At 58.2% G+C, this 22803-nt stretch carries 18 protein-coding genes; 10 read left to right on the top strand and 8 right to left on the bottom strand.

The window, feature by feature from the left end:
- The first annotated feature begins 147 nt into the window (after positions 1-147).
- From IEX24_RS01870 to IEX24_RS01855, 4 genes are all read left to right on the top strand, one after another.
- The gene (locus IEX24_RS01870; RefSeq protein WP_188672796.1) at positions 148-1956 is read left to right on the top strand and encodes an ArnT family glycosyltransferase; all 1809 of its coding nucleotides are present in this window, start codon (positions 148-150) and stop codon (positions 1954-1956) included.
- Between the two features lie 35 nt (positions 1957-1991).
- Positions 1992-2654, top strand: a complete 663-nt coding sequence (locus IEX24_RS01865; RefSeq protein ID WP_188672791.1) for a helix-turn-helix domain-containing protein — start codon at positions 1992-1994, stop codon at positions 2652-2654.
- Positions 2655-2909: 255 nt separating this feature from the next.
- Positions 2910-3482, top strand: coding sequence for a hypothetical protein (locus IEX24_RS01860; protein WP_188674361.1), 573 nt, complete (start codon positions 2910-2912; stop codon positions 3480-3482).
- Positions 3483-3623: 141 nt separating this feature from the next.
- Complete coding sequence (locus IEX24_RS01855; RefSeq protein ID WP_188672788.1) at positions 3624-4019, top strand: hypothetical protein; 396 nt, start codon at positions 3624-3626, stop codon at positions 4017-4019.
- A gap of 26 nt (positions 4020-4045) precedes the next feature.
- Here IEX24_RS01855 and IEX24_RS01850 read toward each other — a convergent pair whose 3' ends face one another.
- Positions 4046-5734 carry a hypothetical protein gene (locus IEX24_RS01850; protein ID WP_188672785.1) on the bottom strand — a complete coding sequence of 563 codons (1689 nt, stop codon included), beginning with the start codon at positions 5732-5734 and terminating at the stop codon, positions 4046-4048.
- Positions 5735-6203: 469 nt separating this feature from the next.
- Here IEX24_RS01850 and IEX24_RS01845 point away from each other — a divergent pair, with 469 nt between their 5' ends.
- Both IEX24_RS01845 and IEX24_RS01840 read left to right on the top strand, forming a co-directional pair.
- On the top strand, positions 6204-7628 hold the full coding sequence (locus IEX24_RS01845; RefSeq protein WP_188672781.1) for a BNR repeat-containing protein: 1425 nt from the start codon (positions 6204-6206) through the stop codon (positions 7626-7628).
- Between the two features lie 235 nt (positions 7629-7863).
- Entirely contained in the window at positions 7864-8277 is a 414-nt protein-coding gene (locus IEX24_RS01840) for a hypothetical protein (protein ID WP_188672778.1), read from the top strand.
- A gap of 219 nt (positions 8278-8496) precedes the next feature.
- Here IEX24_RS01840 and IEX24_RS01835 read toward each other — a convergent pair whose 3' ends face one another.
- The 5 genes from IEX24_RS01835 to IEX24_RS01815 all read right to left on the bottom strand — a co-directional run bounded on the left by IEX24_RS01835 (position 8497) and on the right by IEX24_RS01815 (position 15647).
- Positions 8497-9900, bottom strand: a complete 1404-nt coding sequence (locus IEX24_RS01835) for a sugar nucleotide-binding protein (protein ID WP_188672776.1) — start codon at positions 9898-9900, stop codon at positions 8497-8499.
- Positions 9901-10899: a dTDP-glucose 4,6-dehydratase gene (gene rfbB / locus IEX24_RS01830; protein ID WP_188672773.1), complete on the bottom strand. Its 999-nt coding sequence runs from the start codon at positions 10897-10899 to the stop codon at positions 9901-9903. It abuts the gene before it with no gap.
- Between the two features lie 4 nt (positions 10900-10903).
- Entirely contained in the window at positions 10904-11773 is an 870-nt protein-coding gene (rfbA, locus tag IEX24_RS01825; protein ID WP_188674200.1) for a glucose-1-phosphate thymidylyltransferase RfbA, read from the bottom strand.
- A gap of 1034 nt (positions 11774-12807) precedes the next feature.
- Complete coding sequence (locus tag IEX24_RS01820; RefSeq protein WP_188674197.1) at positions 12808-14283, bottom strand: malate:quinone oxidoreductase; 1476 nt, start codon at positions 14281-14283, stop codon at positions 12808-12810.
- A 50-nt stretch (positions 14284-14333) separates the two neighbouring features.
- The gene (locus tag IEX24_RS01815) at positions 14334-15647 is read right to left on the bottom strand and encodes a UDP-glucose dehydrogenase family protein (RefSeq protein ID WP_188672770.1); all 1314 of its coding nucleotides are present in this window, start codon (positions 15645-15647) and stop codon (positions 14334-14336) included.
- A 160-nt stretch (positions 15648-15807) separates the two neighbouring features.
- Between IEX24_RS01815 and IEX24_RS01810 the strand changes: the two genes are divergently transcribed.
- Together IEX24_RS01810 and IEX24_RS01805 are read left to right on the top strand one after the other, a co-directional pair.
- Entirely contained in the window at positions 15808-16755 is a 948-nt protein-coding gene (locus IEX24_RS01810) for a nucleotidyltransferase family protein (protein WP_188672766.1), read from the top strand.
- Positions 16752-17051 carry a PqqD family protein gene (locus IEX24_RS01805; RefSeq protein WP_188672763.1) on the top strand — a complete coding sequence of 100 codons (300 nt, stop codon included), beginning with the start codon at positions 16752-16754 and terminating at the stop codon, positions 17049-17051. The genes IEX24_RS01810 and IEX24_RS01805 overlap by 4 nt, the downstream gene beginning before the upstream one ends.
- A gap of 148 nt (positions 17052-17199) precedes the next feature.
- Here the strand turns inward: IEX24_RS01805 and IEX24_RS01800 are convergent, their stop codons facing one another.
- Positions 17200-18732 (bottom strand): FAD-dependent oxidoreductase, encoded by a 1533-nt coding sequence (locus tag IEX24_RS01800; protein ID WP_188672760.1) that lies wholly within the window; start codon positions 18730-18732, stop codon positions 17200-17202.
- A 126-nt stretch (positions 18733-18858) separates the two neighbouring features.
- Entirely contained in the window at positions 18859-19398 is a 540-nt protein-coding gene (locus IEX24_RS01795) for an ElyC/SanA/YdcF family protein (protein ID WP_188672757.1), read from the bottom strand.
- A gap of 290 nt (positions 19399-19688) precedes the next feature.
- Between IEX24_RS01795 and IEX24_RS01790 the strand changes: the two genes are divergently transcribed.
- Together IEX24_RS01790 and IEX24_RS01785 are read left to right on the top strand one after the other, a co-directional pair.
- Positions 19689-20510: a glycosyltransferase family protein gene (locus tag IEX24_RS01790; protein ID WP_188672754.1), complete on the top strand. Its 822-nt coding sequence runs from the start codon at positions 19689-19691 to the stop codon at positions 20508-20510.
- A 135-nt stretch (positions 20511-20645) separates the two neighbouring features.
- Positions 20646-22676, top strand: a complete 2031-nt coding sequence (locus IEX24_RS01785) for an acyltransferase family protein (protein WP_188672751.1) — start codon at positions 20646-20648, stop codon at positions 22674-22676.
- Positions 22677-22803: the final 127 nt, after the last annotated feature.

Genomic DNA, 22803 nt, shown 5'->3' with positions numbered 1-22803 from the left:
TTGGGGGATCCGATGCTGCCCGATGGGCCGCCCACAGTAGATGAGCCGCGCGATGGCAGAGCTGCGCCCACCCCACCCGCGCCCGCCGCGCACCCCCGTGCGGCGCACCCGTCATCCGCGCATCCGCCCGGTCACGGCACGCCCCGCATGAGCACCGAAGCCGACACCTCAGGCCCTCACGCTCAGCACCCGGGCCACGCCGCGCATGCCGTAGCGCATCCCTACCCGCACGTGAGCGGCGGCAGCGGCGACGATGCGCATCCCCGAGTCGCCGCTCCAGCAGTCGCTCTGGCGCAACCACAACCTCTGCAGCAGCAGCAACAACAGCAACAGCGCCCCCGCACCCTCCCCGCCCTCTGGCGCGCCATGAACGCACCCCCCGCCGAGCTCGCCCGTGGCCGCCGCATCCCCGGCACCGTCGCCGTCTTCTGGGCCGTCATCGTTATCGGAACCATCGCCAGCATCATCTCCGTCTCCTCCGGCGCCAGCACCGCCTACCGAGACGAACAGCTGCACCTCACCATCGCCCGCCGAATCACCGACAGCACCGGACCGGGCTTTCAGCAGCTCGGCACCGTCTGGCTGCCCGCCCCGCACCTGCTCCTTCTGCCGTTCGTGCAGAACTTCTGGCTCTGGAACACCGGCATCGCCGCCGCCATTCTCAGCACCCTCTGCCTCGGCGCATCCGGCGCAGCCCTCTACCGCATCGGTGCGCGCCTGGGTTTCGGGCGTAACGCCCGCCTCATCGGCGTTCTGGTCTTCGTGTCGAGCCCGGGCATCCTCTACGTCTTCACGACAGCCCTCACCGAGCCCGTGCTCATTGCGGGCATGCTCTGCTGTTTCGCCGGCCTCGCGAGGTGGATGACCAGCCCCCGCTCGCTCTCGGCCGGCGAACTCGCGGTGTTCGCCGGCATACCCCTCGCCGTGGCCACCATGTCGCGCTACGAAGGCTGGGCGCTGATCGCCGGTGGCACCCTTTTCGTCGCCATCGTTCAACTTCGCAAACGCCAGGGCTTCAAGCGTGTTGTCATCATGACGAGCGCCTTCGCCGCGCTCCCCATTGCTGCTATCGCCTGGTGGCTCTCGTACAACTGGGCGCTTTACGGCAACCCGCTCGAGTTCATCAACGGCCAGTTCTCGGCCGCCGCTCTGCAGGCCACCATCACCACGGGCGGGCTCGTCACCACCAAAGGCAACCTCGGCATGAGCTCGTGGGTGTACTTCTGGGTGCTGGTGCAATCGTTCGGCGCCATCACTCTGGCACTCGCGGGTGTGGGCGCGGTCATCCTCGCCGCCCGTGAAGGCCTCAGCAACCGTGCCCTGCTCATCTGGCTGACGGCGGTGGCCATGGTGTTCTCGCTCGTCAGCCTCGCCACCGGTCAGACCGTCATCTACAGCGACCACACCCTGCCTCCCGGCTGGTGGAACACCCGTTACGCCCTGTCGAGCGCCCCCTTTCTGGCCCTGCTCATTGCGTACCTGTGTCATACGGCGACAGAGTGGATGCCCGCCCTGCGCCACCGCGGCCGCCCCATCGCCCTGGCGCTAGCCCTGTCACTCGCGTTGCAAACCTGCTTCATGCTTGCCGAGCCTTTCACCCGGGTCGCCGTCATCGCCGAAGTACACGACCAGCAGTCGAGCTTCTCCGACATGCGCGGCACCCTCACCTGGCTCGGAGCCAACTATGACGGCGGCAAGATTCTCATCGACGAGAGCAACAACCCCTTCGTTCTCGACTTGAAACTGCCCCTGGTCGACCTCGTCGACTACTCAGCCGGCGCCGACTTCATCGACGCGCGCAAGTCGCCCGCCTCGCACGCGCGGTGGATTTTCTTGCACGAAGGCGAGCCCGCAGACGTGGTGGCCGCCTCGATGGCCGAAGACCCGGCGCGCCTGTCGAGCTACTCGCTGGTCTACTCCGACGGCCCCTACCGCGTCTATCGCCTCGTCGACTGACCCCCGCGAGCGCCTTCGCCACAATAACTAATTACTTGTTCTACGTCGCCAACCCGTGCACCGTGGTCTCCGTTCTGGTGCCCGCGCGCATTCTCGACGAGAGCGCAGACAGCAATTACGAACTGCCCATCGTCGCGAGCCAGAATCTGTCATTACGCGACCCCGTGCGTGAATTCGTGCGCGCCGTCACCGCCGAGAACGCCCCGCGCGAGCGCCTGCCCTCTTACCTCGTCGAGAAGCTGCTCTTCGAAATGACCCTCTCGCTGCTGCTCGAAACCCAGGGCATGCGCAAAATCTCTTCGAGCGCCGAGCAGAGCCTGCACGCCCGAGCCATGGCCTACATCGCCGCCTACAAATCAGACCCCGACCTCACCCCGAGCACTGTGGCCAGCACCATGAACATCTCCCTGCGCCAACTGCAGCGCTCCTTCGCCGCGCACAACTCCTCGGTCACCGACGAGATTCGCCGCCAACGCGTCGAAACCGCCGCGGGCCTTCTCACCGACCCGGCCTACCGCCACCTCGACCTCGGGCAGGTAGCTCACCACGCCGGCTTCGGCGGCCCGGCAGAACTCCGCCGCGCCATCGCCGCCGTGCACAACTGCACCCCCAGCCAGCTTCGCGCGCAGGCAGCCAACTCGCGTTACGTCGGCTCCAGCATCCACAGTTCTGACTTTCGGTCGTCGCGCGTCAGCTGACCGCGCATTCACGATTCGGCCCCTGACGGGGTGCCCCTCGTCGCGGCGGCACTCCGTCGGGCGGCACCCAGCAAGGTCGCACCCGAGCGAGCGGCACCTACTCTAGCGGCACCGGTTTTGGGATCTGTGCGGCACAGTCGCCAGCCCATAGCGTCGTATACGAACGCATAATCAGGCGCCACAGCGCGGTTCGCGTTTCACCGGCCCGCCCCTTCGCGCGGGTTCGGCTCGCTCTCGACGAATCGATACACTCCCGTGAACTCGCCCCTCGAAGATCTCTCTGTCGTGCCCAAAACCGGCCTGAGCCGTCGCACCCTCATCAGCGGTGCGGCCTGGTCGGTTCCAGTCATCGCCATCGCCGTCGCCGCGCCCGCAGCGTCAGCAAGCGTTGCCGCCCCGCCGCCCACCACCAGCGCCATGCGCATCAGCTTCAACAACTTCGGCTTCTCAAACTCGGGCAAAGAGCTCGACGCAGGCATTCAGTTCATTTATGTCGACTACCGCAACACGATCTCTCTGACCTCGGTCACCATGCAGGTCACCCTGCCGAAGGCCGACTACACCGGCGCCTACACAATCACCCTGGGCGCCAACTGGTCAGGCGCCGCGGCCACTTCGAGCGGCATCAACTGGATCATCACCTTCACCTTCGCCAAAACCCTCTTCCAAAGCGACTCCACCGGCAACCTGCGCGCCATCTTCACCACCATCCCCGACACCGTCTCCTCAGGCGCCCCCGCCGGCACCACCCAAACCGGCACGGCTTACGCCATCGACAGCATGGGCTCCATCACCCCCGTAATCGCGGCCTCCTCGCACGTGTACTGACGGGCGTCGGTTGGATGAGGCAATCCGATGGCGAAGTCCGTTCCGAATGCTCTGGTGAAGTTCAGAGGATCCGTTCCGCTCGCTATATTCCTGGTCTTGTTGCTCACCGGTTGCGCTGGTGCTGGTTCACAACCTGCGAGCGTGACAACTTCAACAATCGGCGCTGTTTCGAGCGACTCACACACGTGTGAATCGCTGTACGGAGCCGCTCTCGAGGGTCCCGAAGCACGTGCCATCGATATTGTCAAACGGTTCGAGCAACGGCCCGATCTCTCGTCGATCAGCAACGATGAAGTGAAGTCGGCTTCCGACGAACTGGTCGCATTCCGCCTCCGAGCATCGCCCGCGGCCGGAACGCTCATCGCAGAGCAAGAATCGCCTCTCAATCAGATGCTCACGATTATTCAATCAGGTGAAAACCAGACGATCGACACTCTTGCGTTCAAGACTGCCGGCATGGAGCTCCTCAGCTTCTGCCAGCCATACCCGTCGAAACACGACTCGTCGCATACTCAAGCGGCTCCCGCAGCAGGCTGAATAAGCCCGCTCGAGTGGCGCCTTACCTACTGCGAGGCGGCCGGCACCCAGATCGTCTGTACGAGGTCGGGATACCCCGCCTTCTCTGCCCGCATTGTAAGCAGAATTCGGCCGCCACCGATAACAGTCGGAATGCTGTAGGTCAGCTGCGCCCCGAACTGTCTGCCGCGACCGAGAGGATCGTCGGGGCGCCAAGAGTAGTAGACGACATCGGGCGTTACATTGAATTCGGGTGGCGAGACCGCCAAAGTTTGTCCGTTTTCGTTGGTTCCACTCACGGTCATCAGTTTCGTCTGGGTAAGTGTTCGGGGTAGAACCGTTAACGTGACGGTGAAGACATTTCCACCCGTTGGCAAGTTTGTTCGCTGGGTCACGGTGATTGTCTTTCCGACATCCAGAGCGGTTGGCGTGTAGGTATCGGCGCAGCTCGAACCACCACGCTGAAACCTCCAACTGTAAACTCCACCCGAGATACCTGAACTCCAGCGAGCCGGATTCAGGGTCAGAGTTTCGCCCTGAACCACGGTGCCATTCACCGCTTCATTGACGATCAATCCGTGCACCAGCGTTCCGGGCATCAGTAGGATCGGCCCCACAACGGCACTAGTGCGCGAAACCGGTGCATGGCCAGGTTGGCTACCTGTCACGACAACGTACACAGTCTTGCCCGCCGAGTCGTTGAAGACGCTAAGGCGCGAAATAGAGCTACTGAGAACGCCACCGACATACCAACGGTACGTGAAGGTCACTGCTGGCTCATCCGCCGCACCCCACGTGCCTGTCGAGGCCATTAACTCGGTGTATGCAATCAGATTTCCCAATACTGTTGGCCCGGATATTGTTGGCAACGGGGCTGGCGAGATTACTGGAAGCGTCACCGCTGCGGTTGGCTCGCTGGTTCTGCTTGCGGTCGCAAAGCCGGTCTGCGACGCCGTCACTCTCAACGTGAGCCGCTTTCCTGCGTCAGCTGCGAGTGGCTGATATGTGCCAGAGGTGGCACCGGCAATGAGATCGCCATTTGCCGCCCACTGAAAAGTGAGAGTGGTGCCGGGGCCCCAATGACCGGATACTGCAGTCAGAGTGCCACCCAGAAGTGGAGTGCCGAGAATAGTCGGTGTTGGTGCCGGATCGAAGGTGGCAAGTGACGCAATTGCCGTATCGACCCGTTGCGAGTTCATGGCATAGCCGATTTTGGTTGCGCTGGCCAAAGCAGTGTTCGAATGACCAAGATCACCGGCGGTGATCGTGTAAGAGGTTGCTCCATAGGTGAGCAGAGTCATGCCGTCTCGTCTCCAGGCATATTGCACCATATCGGCTTGAGGCGACCACGACGGCAGATGCATGGTGAGAGTACCTCCCAATTTCGTACCCCCGGTGACGGTCAATGGCGTGGCGACCGTCAACGCTCCGACTGTCACGGCTTGAGTCGGGGCCGAGAACATGGCGACCGATGTGTAGCCCTCTTTGATGCCGGTTACGGTCACGGAGATCCGCGCGCCAAGGTCAAATTCGGTAAGCCTGTAGGTGCGATTGATGGCGTTCGCCACCGGTTGCCCAGAACGCAACCACTGGTAAGCCAACCCGACGGTTTGCGGCCCCCAGACACCAGGATGGGCGTTCAGGGTAATACCTACATAAGATTGGCCCTCGATGGTCGGAACGGCCATGGGTGAAAACACGCCCGCATTCGTAACGGTATCTGTCTCGATAGTCATTTATGCCTGCGCCCCTGAAGCCGGGCTGACGGCTAGCGCGACGGCCAGTCCGAAGCTAGCAAATACAGTGAGAATATGAGCAGAGTTCACAATGGCTCCCCCGAGTCGCCCTACAGCATCGACTAATCCTCGCACATCGAGAAGAGAGCAGTCAGCGTCGGCGCATCGCGTCTTAAACCCGCGGTTACTTGGAGGCTATCTTCAGATGGTTTCAGCTTGCGACGCTTACGATTGTTTGCAATGTCTCCCACGAAAGGAGTACGACATCTGGGTTAGTCGACGGTCACGACTAAGGCCACTCATCGCGTTCGTTATCGTTGTCGTTGCCTTGATTCCTGCGACCCTGGCGGGTGCCAGCGCCGGAGCAGCTCAGCCCGATTCACCGACCCTGAATTGCTCACCTGCCTCAACGAATGCGTCGTATTCGCTTCCAAGCGCTCCCGCCCAGCACGTGGTCGAGCGGAGTCAAGTGGGCACGACCTGGTCAGGCGACTACGTTCAACAAGCGCTCGTCACCGATAACGAGAATCAGTACGTGGGCTACTACGACGCCGACCGCAGAATGACGATTGCACACCGCAATATCAGTCAAACTTCTTGGCAGACGTACGCTATTCCCGGTTCGCTTGCTGTGACGGGCTGGGATTCACACGACTACATTGCCCTCGCGGTCGACAGTGATGGCCAACTGCACGTGTCGGGCAATATGCACGATTCGGCGATGGCCTACTGGATAACTACGACGCCCGGAGACGTGACTACCCTGGTCAACGTTCCGGTACTAGTCGATCAAGCAATCGAATCGCATGTTTCTTACCCCGCCTTTGTTCGCACGGCGAAGAATGGGCTGATCTTCAGTTATCGGCAGGGCGGAAGTGGCGACGGCGACACCTACCTAGATTCGTACAACACAGAATCTAAGTCTTGGTCGCCGCTGCTCGGCACCGCCTTGTTCAGTGGAGCGTCTGACTCACCCAGCCGAAGCGCCTACTCCACTATCAGTTCAGTTCCTGACGCCAACGGCTTTTTCAATATGACGTGGGTTTGGCGGCGAACCGGCGATATCGTGACCAACAGCAGGTTGTCATTCATGCGAAGCCGTGACCTTGTGCACTGGCAGACCGCCGCCGGCGACGCAGTTAGCCTGCCGGTCACCTTCGAAACTCCAGGCGTCGTTGTCGATGACTTTCCCGAAAATAGTGGCGTGTTCAACAACCAGGAGAAGGTAGGAGTCGATGCCGCTGGACTACCCACGATCTCGTACTCGAAGTTCGACTCCTCGGGATCCAACCAGCTCTATGTAGCGCACCTCGATTCGTCTGACCGATGGCTCTCGACTCAAATAACCCACTGGACTGGTGAGTGGAGATTTTCCGGATTCGGCACACTCGATGCTCAGATCGGGGTGAGTGCAACGAGCGTTCTTCCCGATGGCAACTTGCAAGTCACGTTCAGATGTTCTGGTTCGATACCCAACGCGAGCGGTGCGATCGTGCTCGATCGCTCTTATCGCGCTTTGGCACAGGTTCCAATCCCAGCAAGTGGCATTCCAGCTGAGATCACCCGATTGAGTGCCACAACTCCGTATACACGGATACGCCTCGCCTATGACGCATCCGGCGACACCAGTTACATTCTGAAATGGCAATCACAGTACTTCAATCAAGATCAACCATTTCCCGGAATACCACCCGCGCAGCCCATCATCGTTTATTCGTTAGGAACCCAGACCCTAAGCCCGCCGGGTCATGACAACGCGAGCACATCAAATCCGCCGAATGCGCAATTTGGCATACCTCTCAGCGCGCCAATCGGCCTGCTGGTTCTATTGGCCCTCGCTCTCGGGCTCGGCATCCTATGGCTGCTAATTCGAAACGGCTCCAAACTGCCATGATCGAAGCTGGTCGTACACATACGCAGCGTGTGAATCGCCACACACTTACATGAAATCCCGGTCGTTTCCTGGATATTCGCTGTCAGAGATTGCGTGGTTCATACAGGCGAAATCTCCCCGTTATATTCAGGCAATACTCTCAAAATGGTGGCAGCGATCGCAGCGTTAGCCATCGCGGATTCGCGCAGTTCCTCCTGTGAAAGACACTCATCCCGAGAATGTTGGAGGCAAAACCATGCCCAAAAGACGACGGCACCGTCGATCTGTCTCACTTGTAGAACTCGAAGACCTCGGTCCGTATGTCATTCGGCCTCAACAGAATCTCGACGCGCTCGAAGACATGGCCCGAGGCCAGGCGGCATTCGGCGGTGGAATGCGTGCACGCATTCTTCCCGAAAGAGTTGACGGTACGCGTGTTCTCACCGTTATGGTGCTCTACACCTCTACTCGGGCGCGAGTCGCTACGCTCGACCCCAAAATAGCGAAGAAGATGAGCAGAAAAGTGCGCTGGCTTTGGCTCATTCAGCGCGTCGTCTCCTGCGAGGCTGCCGTAGACGCCGACCCGAATTCACCGAACTACCTCGACATCACCCTGAATCCCGGCACTCCGACGCTGCCAGTGCGAGACCTTTCTTCTCGCGCAAACTAGCGAGCAGCTCCCGACACCGAGTCGGAGTTCTTGTCGCGAAGACAGAACGGGCACAAGATTTCGTTCCCACGAACCATGATGAGGTTGTGTTGAGAGCAAGACTTAGCGATGGTTAGCATGAATCCCCCGGTGAGTCGACTTGCTCCCGAGTCTGCGACATTCGATCGTCAGTTTCAATACTCGACACAACTCTTAACCCAACCGTCAATCGCCTGAAACTCAACTTTCGAGCAACGCCTCGATGTACTCACGCAGCGATTCATCAACTTGGCGCGGAAAGAAACCAAGCGACTCGATCTTCTCGAGCGAAAGCGTACTGTTCGCGGGTCGCGGTGACACAACCTTTCCCGCGTAGTAGGCCGACGTACTGACGCCTTCGACCGAGTACGGGTCGCGACCGACAAGCTCGAAAACGCGCCGCGCTACGTCTGCCCAGGTTTGTGGGGGTCCTTCACCAGACACGTTGTAAGTGCCGAACGGGGCGGTCGTTCTGAGCAAAAAGTCGATCGCTGCGGTAATATCTGTCGTGAACGTGAGTCTGCCGACTTGATCGTCGACGACACTCGGAGAGACCCTGCGCGCTGCGAGGGCCATCATCGCCCGCACGAAGTTCGGACCGTCACCGACCACCCAGCTCGTTCGAATGATGTAGTGCCGCGGTACCGTCGATATGAGCGCGTCGCCGGCGGCTTTGGTTTGACCGTAAACTCCGAGCGGGCTGAGGGGCTCGTCTTCAGAATGCTCGCTGGCTCGACCATCGAAGACGTAGTCGCTTGAGACGTGAATCACTACGAAGGAATGATTTTGAGCCTCAGCCACCAGCCGAGCTACTCCGGACACGTTTGTTTGCCAGGCCTCAACAAGCCCTTCAGGTGACTCTGCAGAATCGGTCGCCGTGTAGGCCGACGCGTTGACGACAACCCCATAGTCTGACCAAGATACGCCAACGAAATCCTCCTCAACGGTGAGGTCGAACTCGTCTCGACTACGAAAATCTGCTGCCGGCCAAGCCTTCCGCAATTCTTTGCCCAATTGACCATTCGCGCCGAGTACGAGCGTCTTTTTGGGCTTGACCGGCATCACCTCGCGAAGCCGAGGGTGAGCTCGATCTTTGTCGCTAAGCTCAACGTCGGCAAGTGCAATCGGCCACGAAATGGCAGCAGTCTCGTCAGCCAGATTCAAAAATGTATACGAGGCGTGAGGGCTCCAGTGCTCGTTGACAAGGTATGAATAAGACGTGTTATCTTCTAGCGTCTGATACGAGTTCCCAACTCCACGAGGCACGAAGACCGCCTGAGCCGAGCCAATCTCCGCGGTGAAAACGGCCCCAAAGCTTTCACCCTCGCGAAGGTCGACCCACGCACCGAATGCTCGGCCAGCAGTTACCGAGACGAATTTGTCCCACGGTTCGGCGTGGATTCCTCGGGTCGTACCCGAGAGCGCATTGAACGATACGTTGTTTTGCACAGGGCCGAAGTCAGGCAACCCGGCGGCAATCATCTTCTCTCGCTGCCAGTTTTCCTTGAACCATCCCCGGTTGTCGGCATGAACCGCCAAGTGAACGAGTAACAGTCCCGGAATCGCTGTCGCAGTCACCGATAAAGCTGCCGGTTCGCCACTCATCTACTGCCCCTGCTGCTTATACCGCGATTCGGCCGCCGCCTTTTGGGGATGCCACCACATTTCGTTGTCGCGGTACCAGTCGATTGTCGATGACAAGCCGCTCTCGAAACTCGAATATGCCGGCAGCCATCCCAACTCGCGGCGGAGCTTAGACGAATCGATGGCATACCGCTTGTCGTGCCCAACGCGATCAACAACGTGATCGTAGGCGTCTTTAGGTTGCCCAAGAAGGGAAAGAATCAACTCAACCACGGCGATGTTGTCCTTTTCCCCGTCGGCACCGATTAGATACGTCTCACCGGGTATGCCGCGTTCGAGTATCGCGAGCACAGCTGATGAATGATCGTTGGCATGTATCCAATCGCGCACGTTCTCGCCCGCTCCGTAAAGTTTGGGGCGCTCTCCGGTCAGAATGTTGGTGATCTGTCGAGGAATGAACTTCTCCACGTGCTGGTACGGCCCATAGTTATTAGAACAATTACTGATTGTGGCCTGAACCCCGAACGACCGCACCCACGCCCGAACCAGCAGGTCAGAACTCGCCTTGGTCGAAGAATAAGGGCTTGACGGGTTGTAGGGGGTCAGCTCAGTGAATCGCTCGGGATCATCGAGCTCGAGATCACCGTAGACTTCGTCAGTCGAAATATGGTGAAATCGCGTGCCATACCGACGGGCGGCCTCAAGAAGCGTGTAAGTGCCGATGATGTTGGTGTCGAGGAACGGGCGCGGGTCATGCAGAGAATTGTCATTGTGAGATTCGGCCGCGTAGTGAACCACTTGACTGTGCCGAGCGAACAATTCATCTACAAGGGGTGCGTCACAGATGTCGCCTTGGACGAAATCAAACCGGTCAATTGGCAGACCGTCGAGAGAAGCGCGATTCCCTGCGTAAGTGAGCGAGTCGAGGACGGTAACTGAGTAATCGGTGTTCTCGATGATGTAATGAACAAAATTCGAACCGATGAAGCCCGCTCCACCGGTCACCAGGATTTTGCTCATAGGTTCATTTCCCCCGCTCGATTGCCTCAATCAAGTAGGCACCGTAGCCCGATTTCATAAGCTTATCTGCTCTATCGCGGAGTTCGTCATCACTAAGAAAGCCTTGGCGCCAGGCCACCTCTTCAGGAGACCCGATCTTCAGTCCCTGTCGACGTTCAATCGTACGCACGTACTCGCTTGCATCCGTCATCGAATCGAAAGTGCCCGTATCCAGCCAGGCGGTTCCTCGCGGGAGGACTTCGACTTTAAGGAGCCCCGCAGCCAGGTAGGCGCTGTTCACGTCGGTGATCTCATACTCACCACGCGCCGACGGTGAGAGACCTGAAGCAATTTCAATGACATCGTTGTCATAGAAGTAGAGTCCCGGCACGGCGTAATTGCTCTTCGGATGCCGAGGCTTTTCTTCAAGCGAAATGGCATTGCCCTCGCCATCGAATTCAACTACGCCGTATGACGACGGCTCAGCAACCCAATACGCGAAAACTGCGCCACCAACGAGCCCATTAAAACGAGACAGTCTCGCGCCGAGTCCTGGTCCATAGAAAATGTTGTCACCAAGCACGAGCGCCACCGATTCACTGCCGATGAACGAGGCGCCGATGACGAACGCCTGGGCCAGGCCGTTTGGCGTTTCCTGTACAGCGAACGTGAGAGATATTCCGAATTGACTTCCATCGCCGAGGAGTCTCTTGAACTGATCAGCATCGTGAGGAGTTGTTATTATCAAAATTTCGCGAATGCCCGCATTTATCAAAGTAGACAATGGGTAATAGATCATCGGCTTGTCGTATATAGGCACTAGCTGTTTCGAAATTCCTAGCGTGATCGGATGCAGTCTGGTGCCCGAGCCGCCCGCCAAGATGATTCCCCGCATGGCACCAGCATGGAGGATGAGGCGGTGTTGCGCCAAATCGGCCAACTGCACAGAGTAACTGGCAGGGAGGTAATGCCTGCCCGTAAGCTTGGAAGCCCCTAATAATCTCCGTCGACGAAGCCGGTTCACGACGAACTCCGGAGGACTTACGTGCAATTAGATTCGATCGAACTACCTTGGGTAGTCTGATGGCAGAGAAACGGACCGGCCGCGCGTCATGGCTAGTCGCCAGCATCGTAGCCTTTCTGTGTCTTGACATCGCACTCGTCGTGATTGCACTTCAACCGCGCACAGATTCCCAAGACTCAGCCAACCCGCCGTCAGCGGCGATCTCCAGCGTGATCCCCACCGGCACGCCTGCGTCTACGCCTTCACCGACGCCAACTTCCTTACCAACATCGACAAACTCAGCGATCCCCGCCGTGAGCCTCGGCGCCGATTTTCGATTCCTCGGCCTGACGACAGACGGAATCGGATTCAGAGCGACGAAGGGTAGTTGTGTTAGTGACACAAGCGTCGTCGAAAAAACGGGTGACGGGGGCGTCACGTGGGAGAAGACCAACCCGAGCGACCTCGATATTCGCGAAACCGACTCGTTGGCAGTAGTCGACGAATCACATGTCGACCTACTGGCTCGCATTGGCGACACCTGCACTGCGTCGGCTGTATCGACGTACACGCAAGGAGAGTTCTGGCAGGCGTACCCCAATCGAACCTCATCACTCAGTTCGGCACCCATGCCGACAAGCAGCCCACTTGGCGGCGTCTATGCGGTCGCCTCCTCAGACAACCTGACCGTCGTCGCCCGATTCGGAGAGGCGGCCTGTGCCGGTCTTCTGGTCCAAAGTGTGCCTTCCATAACTTCCGCCGACCCGACTTCACTTGGCTGTCTAACGCAGGTCACACAGCCAACTCCGATCGCCGTGGCGGTCGAGGGATCTACTCTATGGGTCTGGGCCGCCTCGTCCGTTTACACATCGACAGATCTGGGTGCCAATTGGAAAGCGGCAAGCTGACCCTCCTTGCTGTAGCGATCAGACGGAGATGTCGAGCACCTTCGCGGTCTCTGCAAGAGTCTTTTTCGCCTCCTTCGGATCGTCATTCAGAGGTGTGCCGAGAGACGGAATCATTTTCTTGAGTAACGGCAGCCAGCTGCTGTACTGCTGCGGAAAGCATCGGCCGATCAGATCGAGCATGATCGGCACGGCCGTTGACGCACCTGGAGATGCGCCGAGCAGCCCAGCTATCGAACCGTCCGCGGCCGTGATCACCTCGGTGCCGAACTGTAGTACACCGCCGCGTTCCGCGTCTCTCTTCATCACCTGAACGCGCTGACCGGCCGTGATCAGGTACCAGTCCTTCGCCTCCGCAGTGGGCATGAACTCGCGAAGCGCTTCCAATTTCTTCGAGCGACTCGCAAAAAGCTCGCTAACGAGATATTTCAAGAGATCGAAGTTGTCGCGAGCCACGGCTAGCATGGGACCGATATTGCCTGGCCGAATGGAGCGTGGAAGGTCGAGCCACGAGCCTGACTTCAGAAATTTTGGGCTGAAGCCGGCATAGGGCCCGAAGAGCAAAGACGATTCTCCGTCGACGACCCGCCTGTCGAGATGCGGAACGGACATCGGCGGCGCACCGACCGCCGCCTTTCCGTAAACCTTAGCCTGGTGCTCGCGCACGACGCTCGGGTTGTCGGTTCTCAGAAACTCTCCGCTAATAGGAAATCCACCGAATCCCTTGGCTTCGGATATGCCCGATTTCTGCAGTAGGTGCAAAGCACCGCCGCCAGCACCGACGAACACGAATCTAGCGTTTATGGTCGCGCGAGTTCCACCGACAAGTTGACGCACCGCCACGTTCCACGTTCCGTCTTTCTGTTTCTTCAAGCCGGTCACCTTTCGGCCGGTGAGCAGATCGGCGCCGTTCGACGTTAGATATTCGAACAGTTGTTTAGTCAGCGATCCGAAATCGACATCGGTGCCAGCAGCCACGCGTGTAGCCGCCACAACCTCGCTTTTCGCACGGTCGCGTATCAATAAAGGAGACCAACCATAGATGACGCGCGGGTCATCTGAGAATTCGATGCCGTCGAACAGTGGCTCTGCGCGCAGCGCTTCATAGCGCTTTCGCAAGTAGTCGACGTTAGCCTCTCCTGAGACGAATGTCATGTGCGGAGTCGCATTGATGAATGTCTCAGGCGCAGCAATTAGGCCGTGTTCGATGAGGTACGACCAAAGCTGTCGGCTCACCTGAAATTGTTCGTTGATCGCCACGGCCTTTGAACTCTCGACCGAACCGTCTTTGGCCTGTGGCATGTAGTTCAGCTCGCAGAGCGCAGCGTGGCCCGTGCCCGCGTTATTCCACGGGTTTGAACTCTCGAGCGCAACGCCCGCAAGGGTTTCGTAAATCGTGATAGACCAGTCGGGCTGAAGCAATTTAATCAGTGCGCCAAGTGTGGCACTCATGATGCCACCGCCGATCAGAACGACGTCAGTGGGTTCCGTAGTCAAAGTCACTCGACAATCCTAAGACCTCACCGCTGTCGACGAGATCCGACCGACTACGGCCTACCCAAACCTCGGTACTCCCAACCCGCCGAGCGCCAGGCCACCGGATCTAGGCAATTGCGGCCGTCGATGACGTAGGCCCTCTTCACGAGTTTGGCGGCGTCTGCCGGAACGAGATCACGAAAGTGTTTCCACTCGGTGACCACAACCACCGCGTCTGCGCCGGTAAGCGCAACCGCAATGTCAGGCGTATAGACGAGTTGTGGGTGCGTTTTCTCGGCGTTCGAGATTGCCTCAGGGTCGGTAGCGATGACATCTGCGCCAAGACCCTTGAGCTTTGCCGCCACGTCGAGTGCCGGTGAGTCTCGGATGTCGTCGGAATCAGGCTTAAACGCCAAACCGAGCACAGCGACTCGCTTTCCAAATACGTCGCCACCGAATGACTCGACAACGAGATCGACCACCTTTTGGCGGCGACGAAGATTTATCGCGTCGACCTCTTTCAGGAAGGCCACTGACTCGCCGCGACCCAGCTCTTCAGCGCGGGCAGTGAACGCGCGGATGTCTTTCGGCAGGCAGCCGCCGCCGAAGCCGACGCCCGCGTTCAAGAAGCGGCGACCGATTCGTGCATCGAAACCGATCGCGTCGGCCAGTCGGGTAACGTCGGCGCCAGTGCTTTCGGCGATTTCGGCCATGGCGTTGATGAAAGAGATCTTGGTGGCTAGAAACGCATTGGCCGAGACCTTCACGAGTTCCGCGGTGGCGTAATCAGTGACGACGAGCGGGGTGCCGCTTGATAATGCAACTGCGTACACTTCGTCGAGGAGTTCCTTGGCCTTTTCGCCTTCACCACCGCCTGGAACGCCGTAAACAAGCCGATCCGGGCTGATGGTGTCTTGCACTGCGAAACCCTCCCGCAGGAACTCGGGGTTCCAGGCCAGCAAGGCTTTGGAACCCGAATCGGCAATCAGTGTTGCGAGACGGGCCGCCGTACCCACTGGCACGGTCGACTTGCCCGCAACGAGATCGCCGTCACTCAAATAAGGAATGAGCGATTCGATTGCCGCATCGACGAAGGTGAGATCGGCGGCGTACTCCCCCTTTTTCTGCGGCGTTCCAACGGCCACGAAATGGATTTGCGCATCCTTGACCGCCGACATATCGGTGGTGAAGGAAAGCCTGCCCGAACCGATGCCTGCCGTAAGAATTTCGGGAAGCCCCGGCTCAAAGAATGGCGCCTTACCAGACGCAAGCATGGCAACCTTGTTTTCGTCGACATCAATGCCGACAACGTCGTGACCCAGTTCGGCCATCGCTGCCGCGTGAACTGCCCCCAAATAGCCACACCCGATGACCGAAACCTTCATATTCGCTACCCTTTGTTGCCGACTTGAATACCACAACGCTGTGCCTACGAGTCATTCATACCAGTTGCGTGTTTCGATTAGGTCTCGTCAGGTGCCCGTCTCAGTGCGACGGATTCGTCGATAGCACGCCGATACGCAGCGAAAGCTAGACTCGACAAGTATGGGCGTACCACACTTGACGGAACGCAAAACCGCGCTCCATCAACGCGACGCCATCAATCTCGCCACCGCATGGGTGTCGTATCGAGCGGCCCGGCTCGGTATCCGCGCACTGATTCTTAAGGGCCCCATCGCCTCGCGGCAGCGATTGAGGGCAGAAAAACTCTCCACCGACGTCGACATTCTGGTCGAACCCGGGCAGATGAAACGACTCATCGACGAACTGCAAGTTGCGGGCTGGCAAGAGCGTTTCAGTCCAGCCATACCGTGGCTGATCGAACTGCACTCGATAACGCTGATTCACGCGAACTGGCCGGTCGACATCGACGCCCACCACTACTGGCCCGGGTTTCTCGGTGACAGAAGGGCGGTGTTCGACGACCTCTGGAACGCAAGGTCATCTCATCAGATCGCGGGAGTCACAATCTTCGCTCCCGATCGAGTTTCGAATTGCCTTGTTCTCGCGTTACACGCACTTCGTCGGCCCGCCGCAGAAGGCCGCCTCGACGAGATTCCCACACTTGTCGATGCGGCAAAACGCGAGGGCATCACCGTTCACGAGTTGACGTTCCGAGCTCGCGCACTTGGGGCCACACAGACTGCACGGCCTTTTCTCCAACGCTTCGGCGCGGAGATACCCGCTGAGATGTCACCAAGCGACGACTTGCGGCTGTGGAACCTGAATGCGAACTCTAGAGGCCACACCCGCGCTTGGCTGTTGGCCGTTGCTCGAGCGCCCTGGCAGAGAAAGCCTGCGCTTCTATTTCGGGCTGCCCTCCCCCGGCCGACCGAACTAAGAGGACTTCATCCTGAGCTCGAAGCCGGTTGGCTTGGACTCATTCGCGGATGGGCGAGGCGAATCGCTAACGGGTTTCGAGAAATTCCGGGCGCGTTCTCAGAAGTTTCGAGATTTGCCACAATCAACCGAACGCGCGGGCGAAAGCGATGACTGCATGGGCCCGCGACACCATGGTTCGAAGGCGTGAAAACATCGCAATCGTCACACGCACGAACCAGCTGGTCGTTCTTGCTTTAGATCAACCCTCTTGCGAGCCATTCTCGATCTCTGGCAGCGGGGTGGACGTCTGGCAATCAATCGAAAGTTCATTTCAGTCGATTTCAGATTTGTCGAATCGCATCTCGCGTATCGCACACATCGACCCTCGCAGCATTGAGGGCGACATCATCAATTTCGTCTCGGTTCTCTTTTCCAAAGGTCTCATCGAACGCGGTGACGAAGCATAATGGGAAGTAAGGGAAGATATCTGGAGGCGGTTGCGCAGTGGCTGACACGAGTTGGGCTGTCTACTTGATCGCTATCGTTTCTGCCATCGCAACCGTGTGGGTCGTTATCGGAACCATCATTCTGTCGCGAAAGAAGTGAGTTCCCGCTTTATAGGCTCACGATCGCTCCGTTCGAAGAAAGTGTGGACTGCAGTGCAACGGCATTGAGTTGATGCAGTGCATCGCCCGATTTCACTGACATGGCCGCCGCAACGCCTGCAGCTTCACCGAGCGCAAGAAATGTCGGTTCAACTCGAAGCGAGGCCCACGCGACGTGCGAGGCCGAAATGCAGACCGACGAAATGAGGTTGCTCGCCTCGGTCTTTTTGGGTAAGAGCGCCCCGAAAGGTATCTGGTATCCAGTAACGGTGTCGGTTGAGGGCATCGTTCCCTCCATGACCACGTTGCCACTCCGATCGACGAACCGCTGAACATAATGACAATCGATCGCGTAAGCCCCGACGGCGATCGCATCCGACTTACGGTTCTCGGCAAGAAGATCAGATTCGACCATAACTACGTCGCCAATCATTCGTAAATTCTCCCGAATGTATAGCTGAGTCGGAAAATTGTCGGAGGACGTGAACTCATCTTTAGCCAGTCCATACAGTCGAGTTTGGTCTCGAACTGCCTTCGGAATCGACGGATCGTTCGACAAGAAGTACAGGAGATTCATTGTGTAATCACGGTGAACTGCTGCGATCGATTTGCGACCGTCGAGATCCGCAATCGGGAACCCCCAGCTGCCACCGACGAGGTCGGTGTCAAAAAAGCCGCCCCCGTTGAGATCGAACTTATGAGGGGCTACGGGAAGGGCCCGAACCGCGTAGGGAACACCGCTCGAGAAGCTTCTTGCAAGCACGTCGAATTGCGATGAGTCGTAGTTCGATGATCGGCTGAAAGGCACCGCGTTAGACGGATCGTCAGTGAGGCAAAGCCGGTAGTTGAATGCCATGATTTTGGAGTCGGCCGTGCCGACACGCTGCGTCGGGGTCGCAGACAATCCTGCAGACACCACTCCGTCTTCACTTTCACTTGACACGGGAAATTCGGAGAAATGGTAGCCGTAACCGGCGCGCTTTTCTCCAAAAGTGGTCGTCGCTTCCCGCCCATAAGTCATCTGAACACCAGCCTGCTGAAGCAATAGGCCCTCGTAGGATGAATCGATAAACACATCAGCGGTCAGCACGGTTCCGTCGATCAAGACGACACCACTGAGCGCCAACCCATTTCTGAGAACATGGTCTACCACACCTGAAATCGGCTTGATCGAGTACTGGTCCAACATGGATTGGAACGCCTGTAGCGCGACATGGGGTTCGAAGTTGTAGACCGGGCCAGTCTGACCGTACGCCTTGCCGACAAGCCGAAAGAAAGCGTCCGCGAGCCCGCCGATAAGAGCTGGATTGGCGATGTCGGATCTGCCCAACCCGTTCGTCATCATTCCACCGAGTGGGCTTTCGCCGAGAACCAATTGAACGTCGATGCCCGCTCTCGCTATGGCGACGGCCGCAGCGATCCCCGAAGGCGTGGCCCCATAGACCAGCGCTCGCTTGGCAGCCGGAGTCGAGTCAGGTGCGCAACCCGAAACCAACGTGACCGCAGCACCCGCTAGAACAGAAACCCCGATCGATCTGATCAACGTTCGCCTTGACATTTCCGGCAACCCATACCCCCATAGTTTCTTGTGCTATTGCCGCCCACTTGGCGTGTGGCGAGCACAGCGATCGTCTCGCAAAACCTGACACTGGCTTTGTGAGGATACTAATCACGTAGAGCAGCTAGAGCCGATGGCCTTGAAGAACGCACCAGTTTGATAAATGTATTGCGCGACCCAGACGGTCAAAGGCAATGACGCGGCATCGTTCACCATCTCAAGCTGACCCGAGTAACACTGTTCGATGACAAAGCGCGCGCGAGAAACATGGTACGTCGCCGTTATGACCGTGATCTTATTCCAACCACGCTCGGCTGAGAGTTCAGAGATGTAGCGAGCTTCACCCTCAGTCGTGAATGGACTAGGAGTAAAACAGCGAACCAAATAACTGGTTTCGCCGTCGCACGCCTGGCGGGTCCACTCATCACTGGAGCCACCCGCGGGTACTGAAATGACAATTGAATCGGAAAGCCCGGCATCTACCATACTCCTGGCAATACTCACTCTGGATTGCAGGGAAGGCCCCAAGACGAAAATCGCATCAGTGTACTGACGCTCATCGACCCGTGGAAAGACGTAAAGCGGCAGCCCCGCAACAACGACAATGATCAGAATTCCGAAGACGACGCTAGAAGTGATGAGCACTTGCATCCCACGTTTGGTCAACTCGTAACTCCAACCCGACTAGGTTTGATAATCACCTCATCGTGCGTATTCCAACCAAACCCGAGCCCGTCAGATTTGTCAACGCTGAGCCGAAACAGCGTGGCCGGTACAATTCACACACTGGATCAGCCCAGCCACAAGGCGCGGCAACAATCGCGCCTTGCACACTTTCGTCAAGACCCGAAACTGCGAAGAGATTGGACTTGTTGTTGGTCAGCAAACTGAAGGCACACTGGTGGTCACCTCGACGGTCGTTTAGGACCTTCAGCGCAGAAATGAAGCAACATCCAAGCGCATGGATACGTCTGACCCGGCCAAAGACTTCTCTTCTTTCGAACTATGGTGACGAGCTTAACCACATCCTCCTCGCCGAAGTGTCGGCTCGTCCGGTCGAATGGGTTCCGCTGGGTCAAGAAGACGTCGTTGCTGTCGGCTCAATTCTGGTGCCGTATTTCACGCAAGGGGGTGTCGGCTTAATTTGGGGTAGCGGATTGAATCAACCATCGGTGACCCCCGGCGAGGCCGCTCCGATAGCCGATAGATTCCTGGCCGTTCGAGGCCCGCGTACTCGTGACGCGCTTGGTCTGACAACCGATATGCCGCTTGGCGACCCGGGCCTACTCGTGCGGAACTTCGGAGTTCACGCGAGTGCGCGACGCATTCCGAAGCTTCTGATTCCACATTTCACTGTTTACAACACCCGCAGGGGTCGTCGAAGGATCGGTGAACTCGTCTCCGCAGGGTTCACGGTTGCGGCTCCGAATCTCCCTGTGCGGCAAATGCTGCATCTGATTGCCAGCTCAGACTTTGTCGCGAGTTCGGGGATGCACGGAATGATCTTGTCGCATGCCCTGAGCCGGCCCGTTCAATTGATCTCGTTTGCAGAACAAGTCGATGCGGTGCCGGGATACAAATATGGCGACTACCTGGCGTCGGTACAACTCGAGGTAAAGGTCATTTCGTTCACCGAGCTGCTGGAACCTGGCAAGCGTGCCAATACGATTACCTTTCAGGCGCTCCAGGACACTGAATCTGTCTCCGCGGCCATTGACGAGTTGAATAGCGGACTTCTCAGGGCTTCCCTGCCACTGCGATGAACTAAAGCAGAGTTTTTCCGCCATAGCCCTTTCGCGTGTTGCGATAGACTCACCCTGTTCGGGGGAAGCAGCGTCGCATCAATTGCCCACAAAGTCGAATTGCCATCGCGGCAAGTGACAACGATTGGAGCGCTTGTGGCCAGTACTGTCTTATCAAAACCTGCCACGCGCCAACTTTTTCGTTTCGATATACAAGGCCTCCGTGCGATCGCCATTTTGCTAGTGGTCATCGACCACATGAACGTTGTCGTTTTCAGCGGCGGTTTCATCGGAGTCGACGTCTTCTTCGTCATATCAGGTTTTCTGATTACGAGCCATCTGTTGTCACAACTGCGGCAAACCGGCACAATCAGGTTCGCCGATTTCTATGCTCGTCGAATGCGGCGAATCCTTCCTGCCTCGTTTTTCGTTCTCATCGTCACGACCGTCGCAAGCTTCATTTTCATGCCGCCGCTCGTACGGTCGAGCATCGTTCAGGGTGCCATTGCCACGGCGCTATACGTGCCAAATATGCTTCTTGCCGCCCTTGGAACGGACTATCAAGCCGAGACTGCGCCGTCGCCATTTCAGCACTATTGGTCACTCGGTGTCGAAGAGCAGTTCTACCTTTTTTGGCCGATTATCCTGTTCGTCTTGTGGCGTGTGCTGCGAAATTCGAGGCGCGGTCTCGCAATTGCGGTTGCACTGCTTGCTCTGATTTCGTTCATTCTGTGCATCGTTATTCTCGGGCGCTCCCAGCCATACGCGTTCTTTTCGCTGCCAACTCGAGCGTGGGAATTCGCTATCGGCGGCCTCGTGGGCATCGCGTCTTCTACGGGCCGAGTCTTCGGTAAGAACTCCGCTATTGCCGCGGCTTTGGGGTGGGCCGGAATAGCCGTTCTGGTCGTCACCGGTCTCGTGTTTACCGACACGACGCTATACCCTGGGTTCCCCTCACTTCTGCCGGTACTCTCGACCGCGCTCGTCATTTTCGTCGGCACCAATACGCAGTCCTTTGGCCCTGAGGCCGGTCTTAGATGGAGGCCTCTTCAGTACATCGGCAAGATCTCGTACTCTCTCTACCTCTGGCACTTTCCCTTACTCGTGATTCCTCAGGCCGCCGTCGGGCTCGATCATCCCCTGCCGGTCTGGGTCAAAGTCGTATTGATGGTAGTGGCGGTGGGGCTTGCTGACCTCACCTACCGTTTCATCGAGGAACCGTTTCGAAAGAACAAGCGGATCACCTCGATCCGGCCATCGCGCACTCTGCTGGCAGGTCTCGCCGCGTCTGTGCTCGTTGTGGGTCTCACGGCGGCGGCAGCGATACCGCTTTCAAACTTTCCCACCAGTTCGGGGCAGGTTGCTGCGTCCGGCCCTCTCACCGTGCCCCCTGTCGCGACGGGTTTCGTGCCATCTAACATGCAGCCCACACTTGAGGGTGCCCCGACTTCGACTTCCGAGATCCATCGCGACGGCTGCCACATCGACTCGAACGACGGCACCAAAGTGAACGATTGCGAGTTCGGCGATTTATCGTCTGCCACGACCGTCGTGCTCTTCGGCGATTCTCACGCGGCGCATTGGTTTCCTGCAGTCGACGCGTGGGCCGAAGGCGCGGGGGTTCGATTGCTCGCCTACACGAAGGTCGGATGCCCAGGCATAGACGTGAGTGTCACCTCACGTAACGCACCTTATATGGCCTGCGATACATGGCGTGACGGCGTCATGAAACAACTCGATTCGGTTCAACCAGCCTTGGTGATTTTGTCGTACTCACGTGAAGACCCCTTGACCTCAGCGAGCGATCCTGAATTAGTTTGGTCGCAGGGCCTCGCGCAGACTCGCGCGCAGCTTCCCGCGACGACAAAAATCATGGTCGTCAGCGATACACCAGAATTCAACGAGTCAGCGCCGGATTGCCTGTCTGCCAACCTCACAGATGCACTCGCCTGTAGTGCTCCACGAGTGGAAGCCCTGGACTCCACATGGGCAGCCGCTCAGAAGGCGACGGTCGAACAGCTGGGGGGCAGTTACCTCGATCTCAGTGATTACTTTTGCACGCCTACCGAATGCGATCCGGTGATCGGAAACACCCTCGTTTATCGTGACACTAGTCACATCACAGAGGTGTGGTCCGCCAAGTTCGGCGGCGTTTTCGGTGAGGAAGCAGAGAAAATCCTGCACTAGCCCGCGAAACAAGTTAGTCACACCTGGCTGATAGCATCGTCCACACCTCGAACTCGTCTCGCCCGGAAATGCAGGAGCCCTTGGCACGTACAGTTTCACGCACTGCAGGCCCTGGAGACGTCGGCCA

It is taken from the genome of Subtercola lobariae, from assembly GCF_014640255.1.
GTDB lineage: Bacteria > Actinomycetota > Actinomycetes > Actinomycetales > Microbacteriaceae > Subtercola > Subtercola lobariae.
The sequence above is the reverse complement of the archived record's forward strand: the minus strand, read 5'-3'. Positions and strand labels throughout refer to the sequence as shown.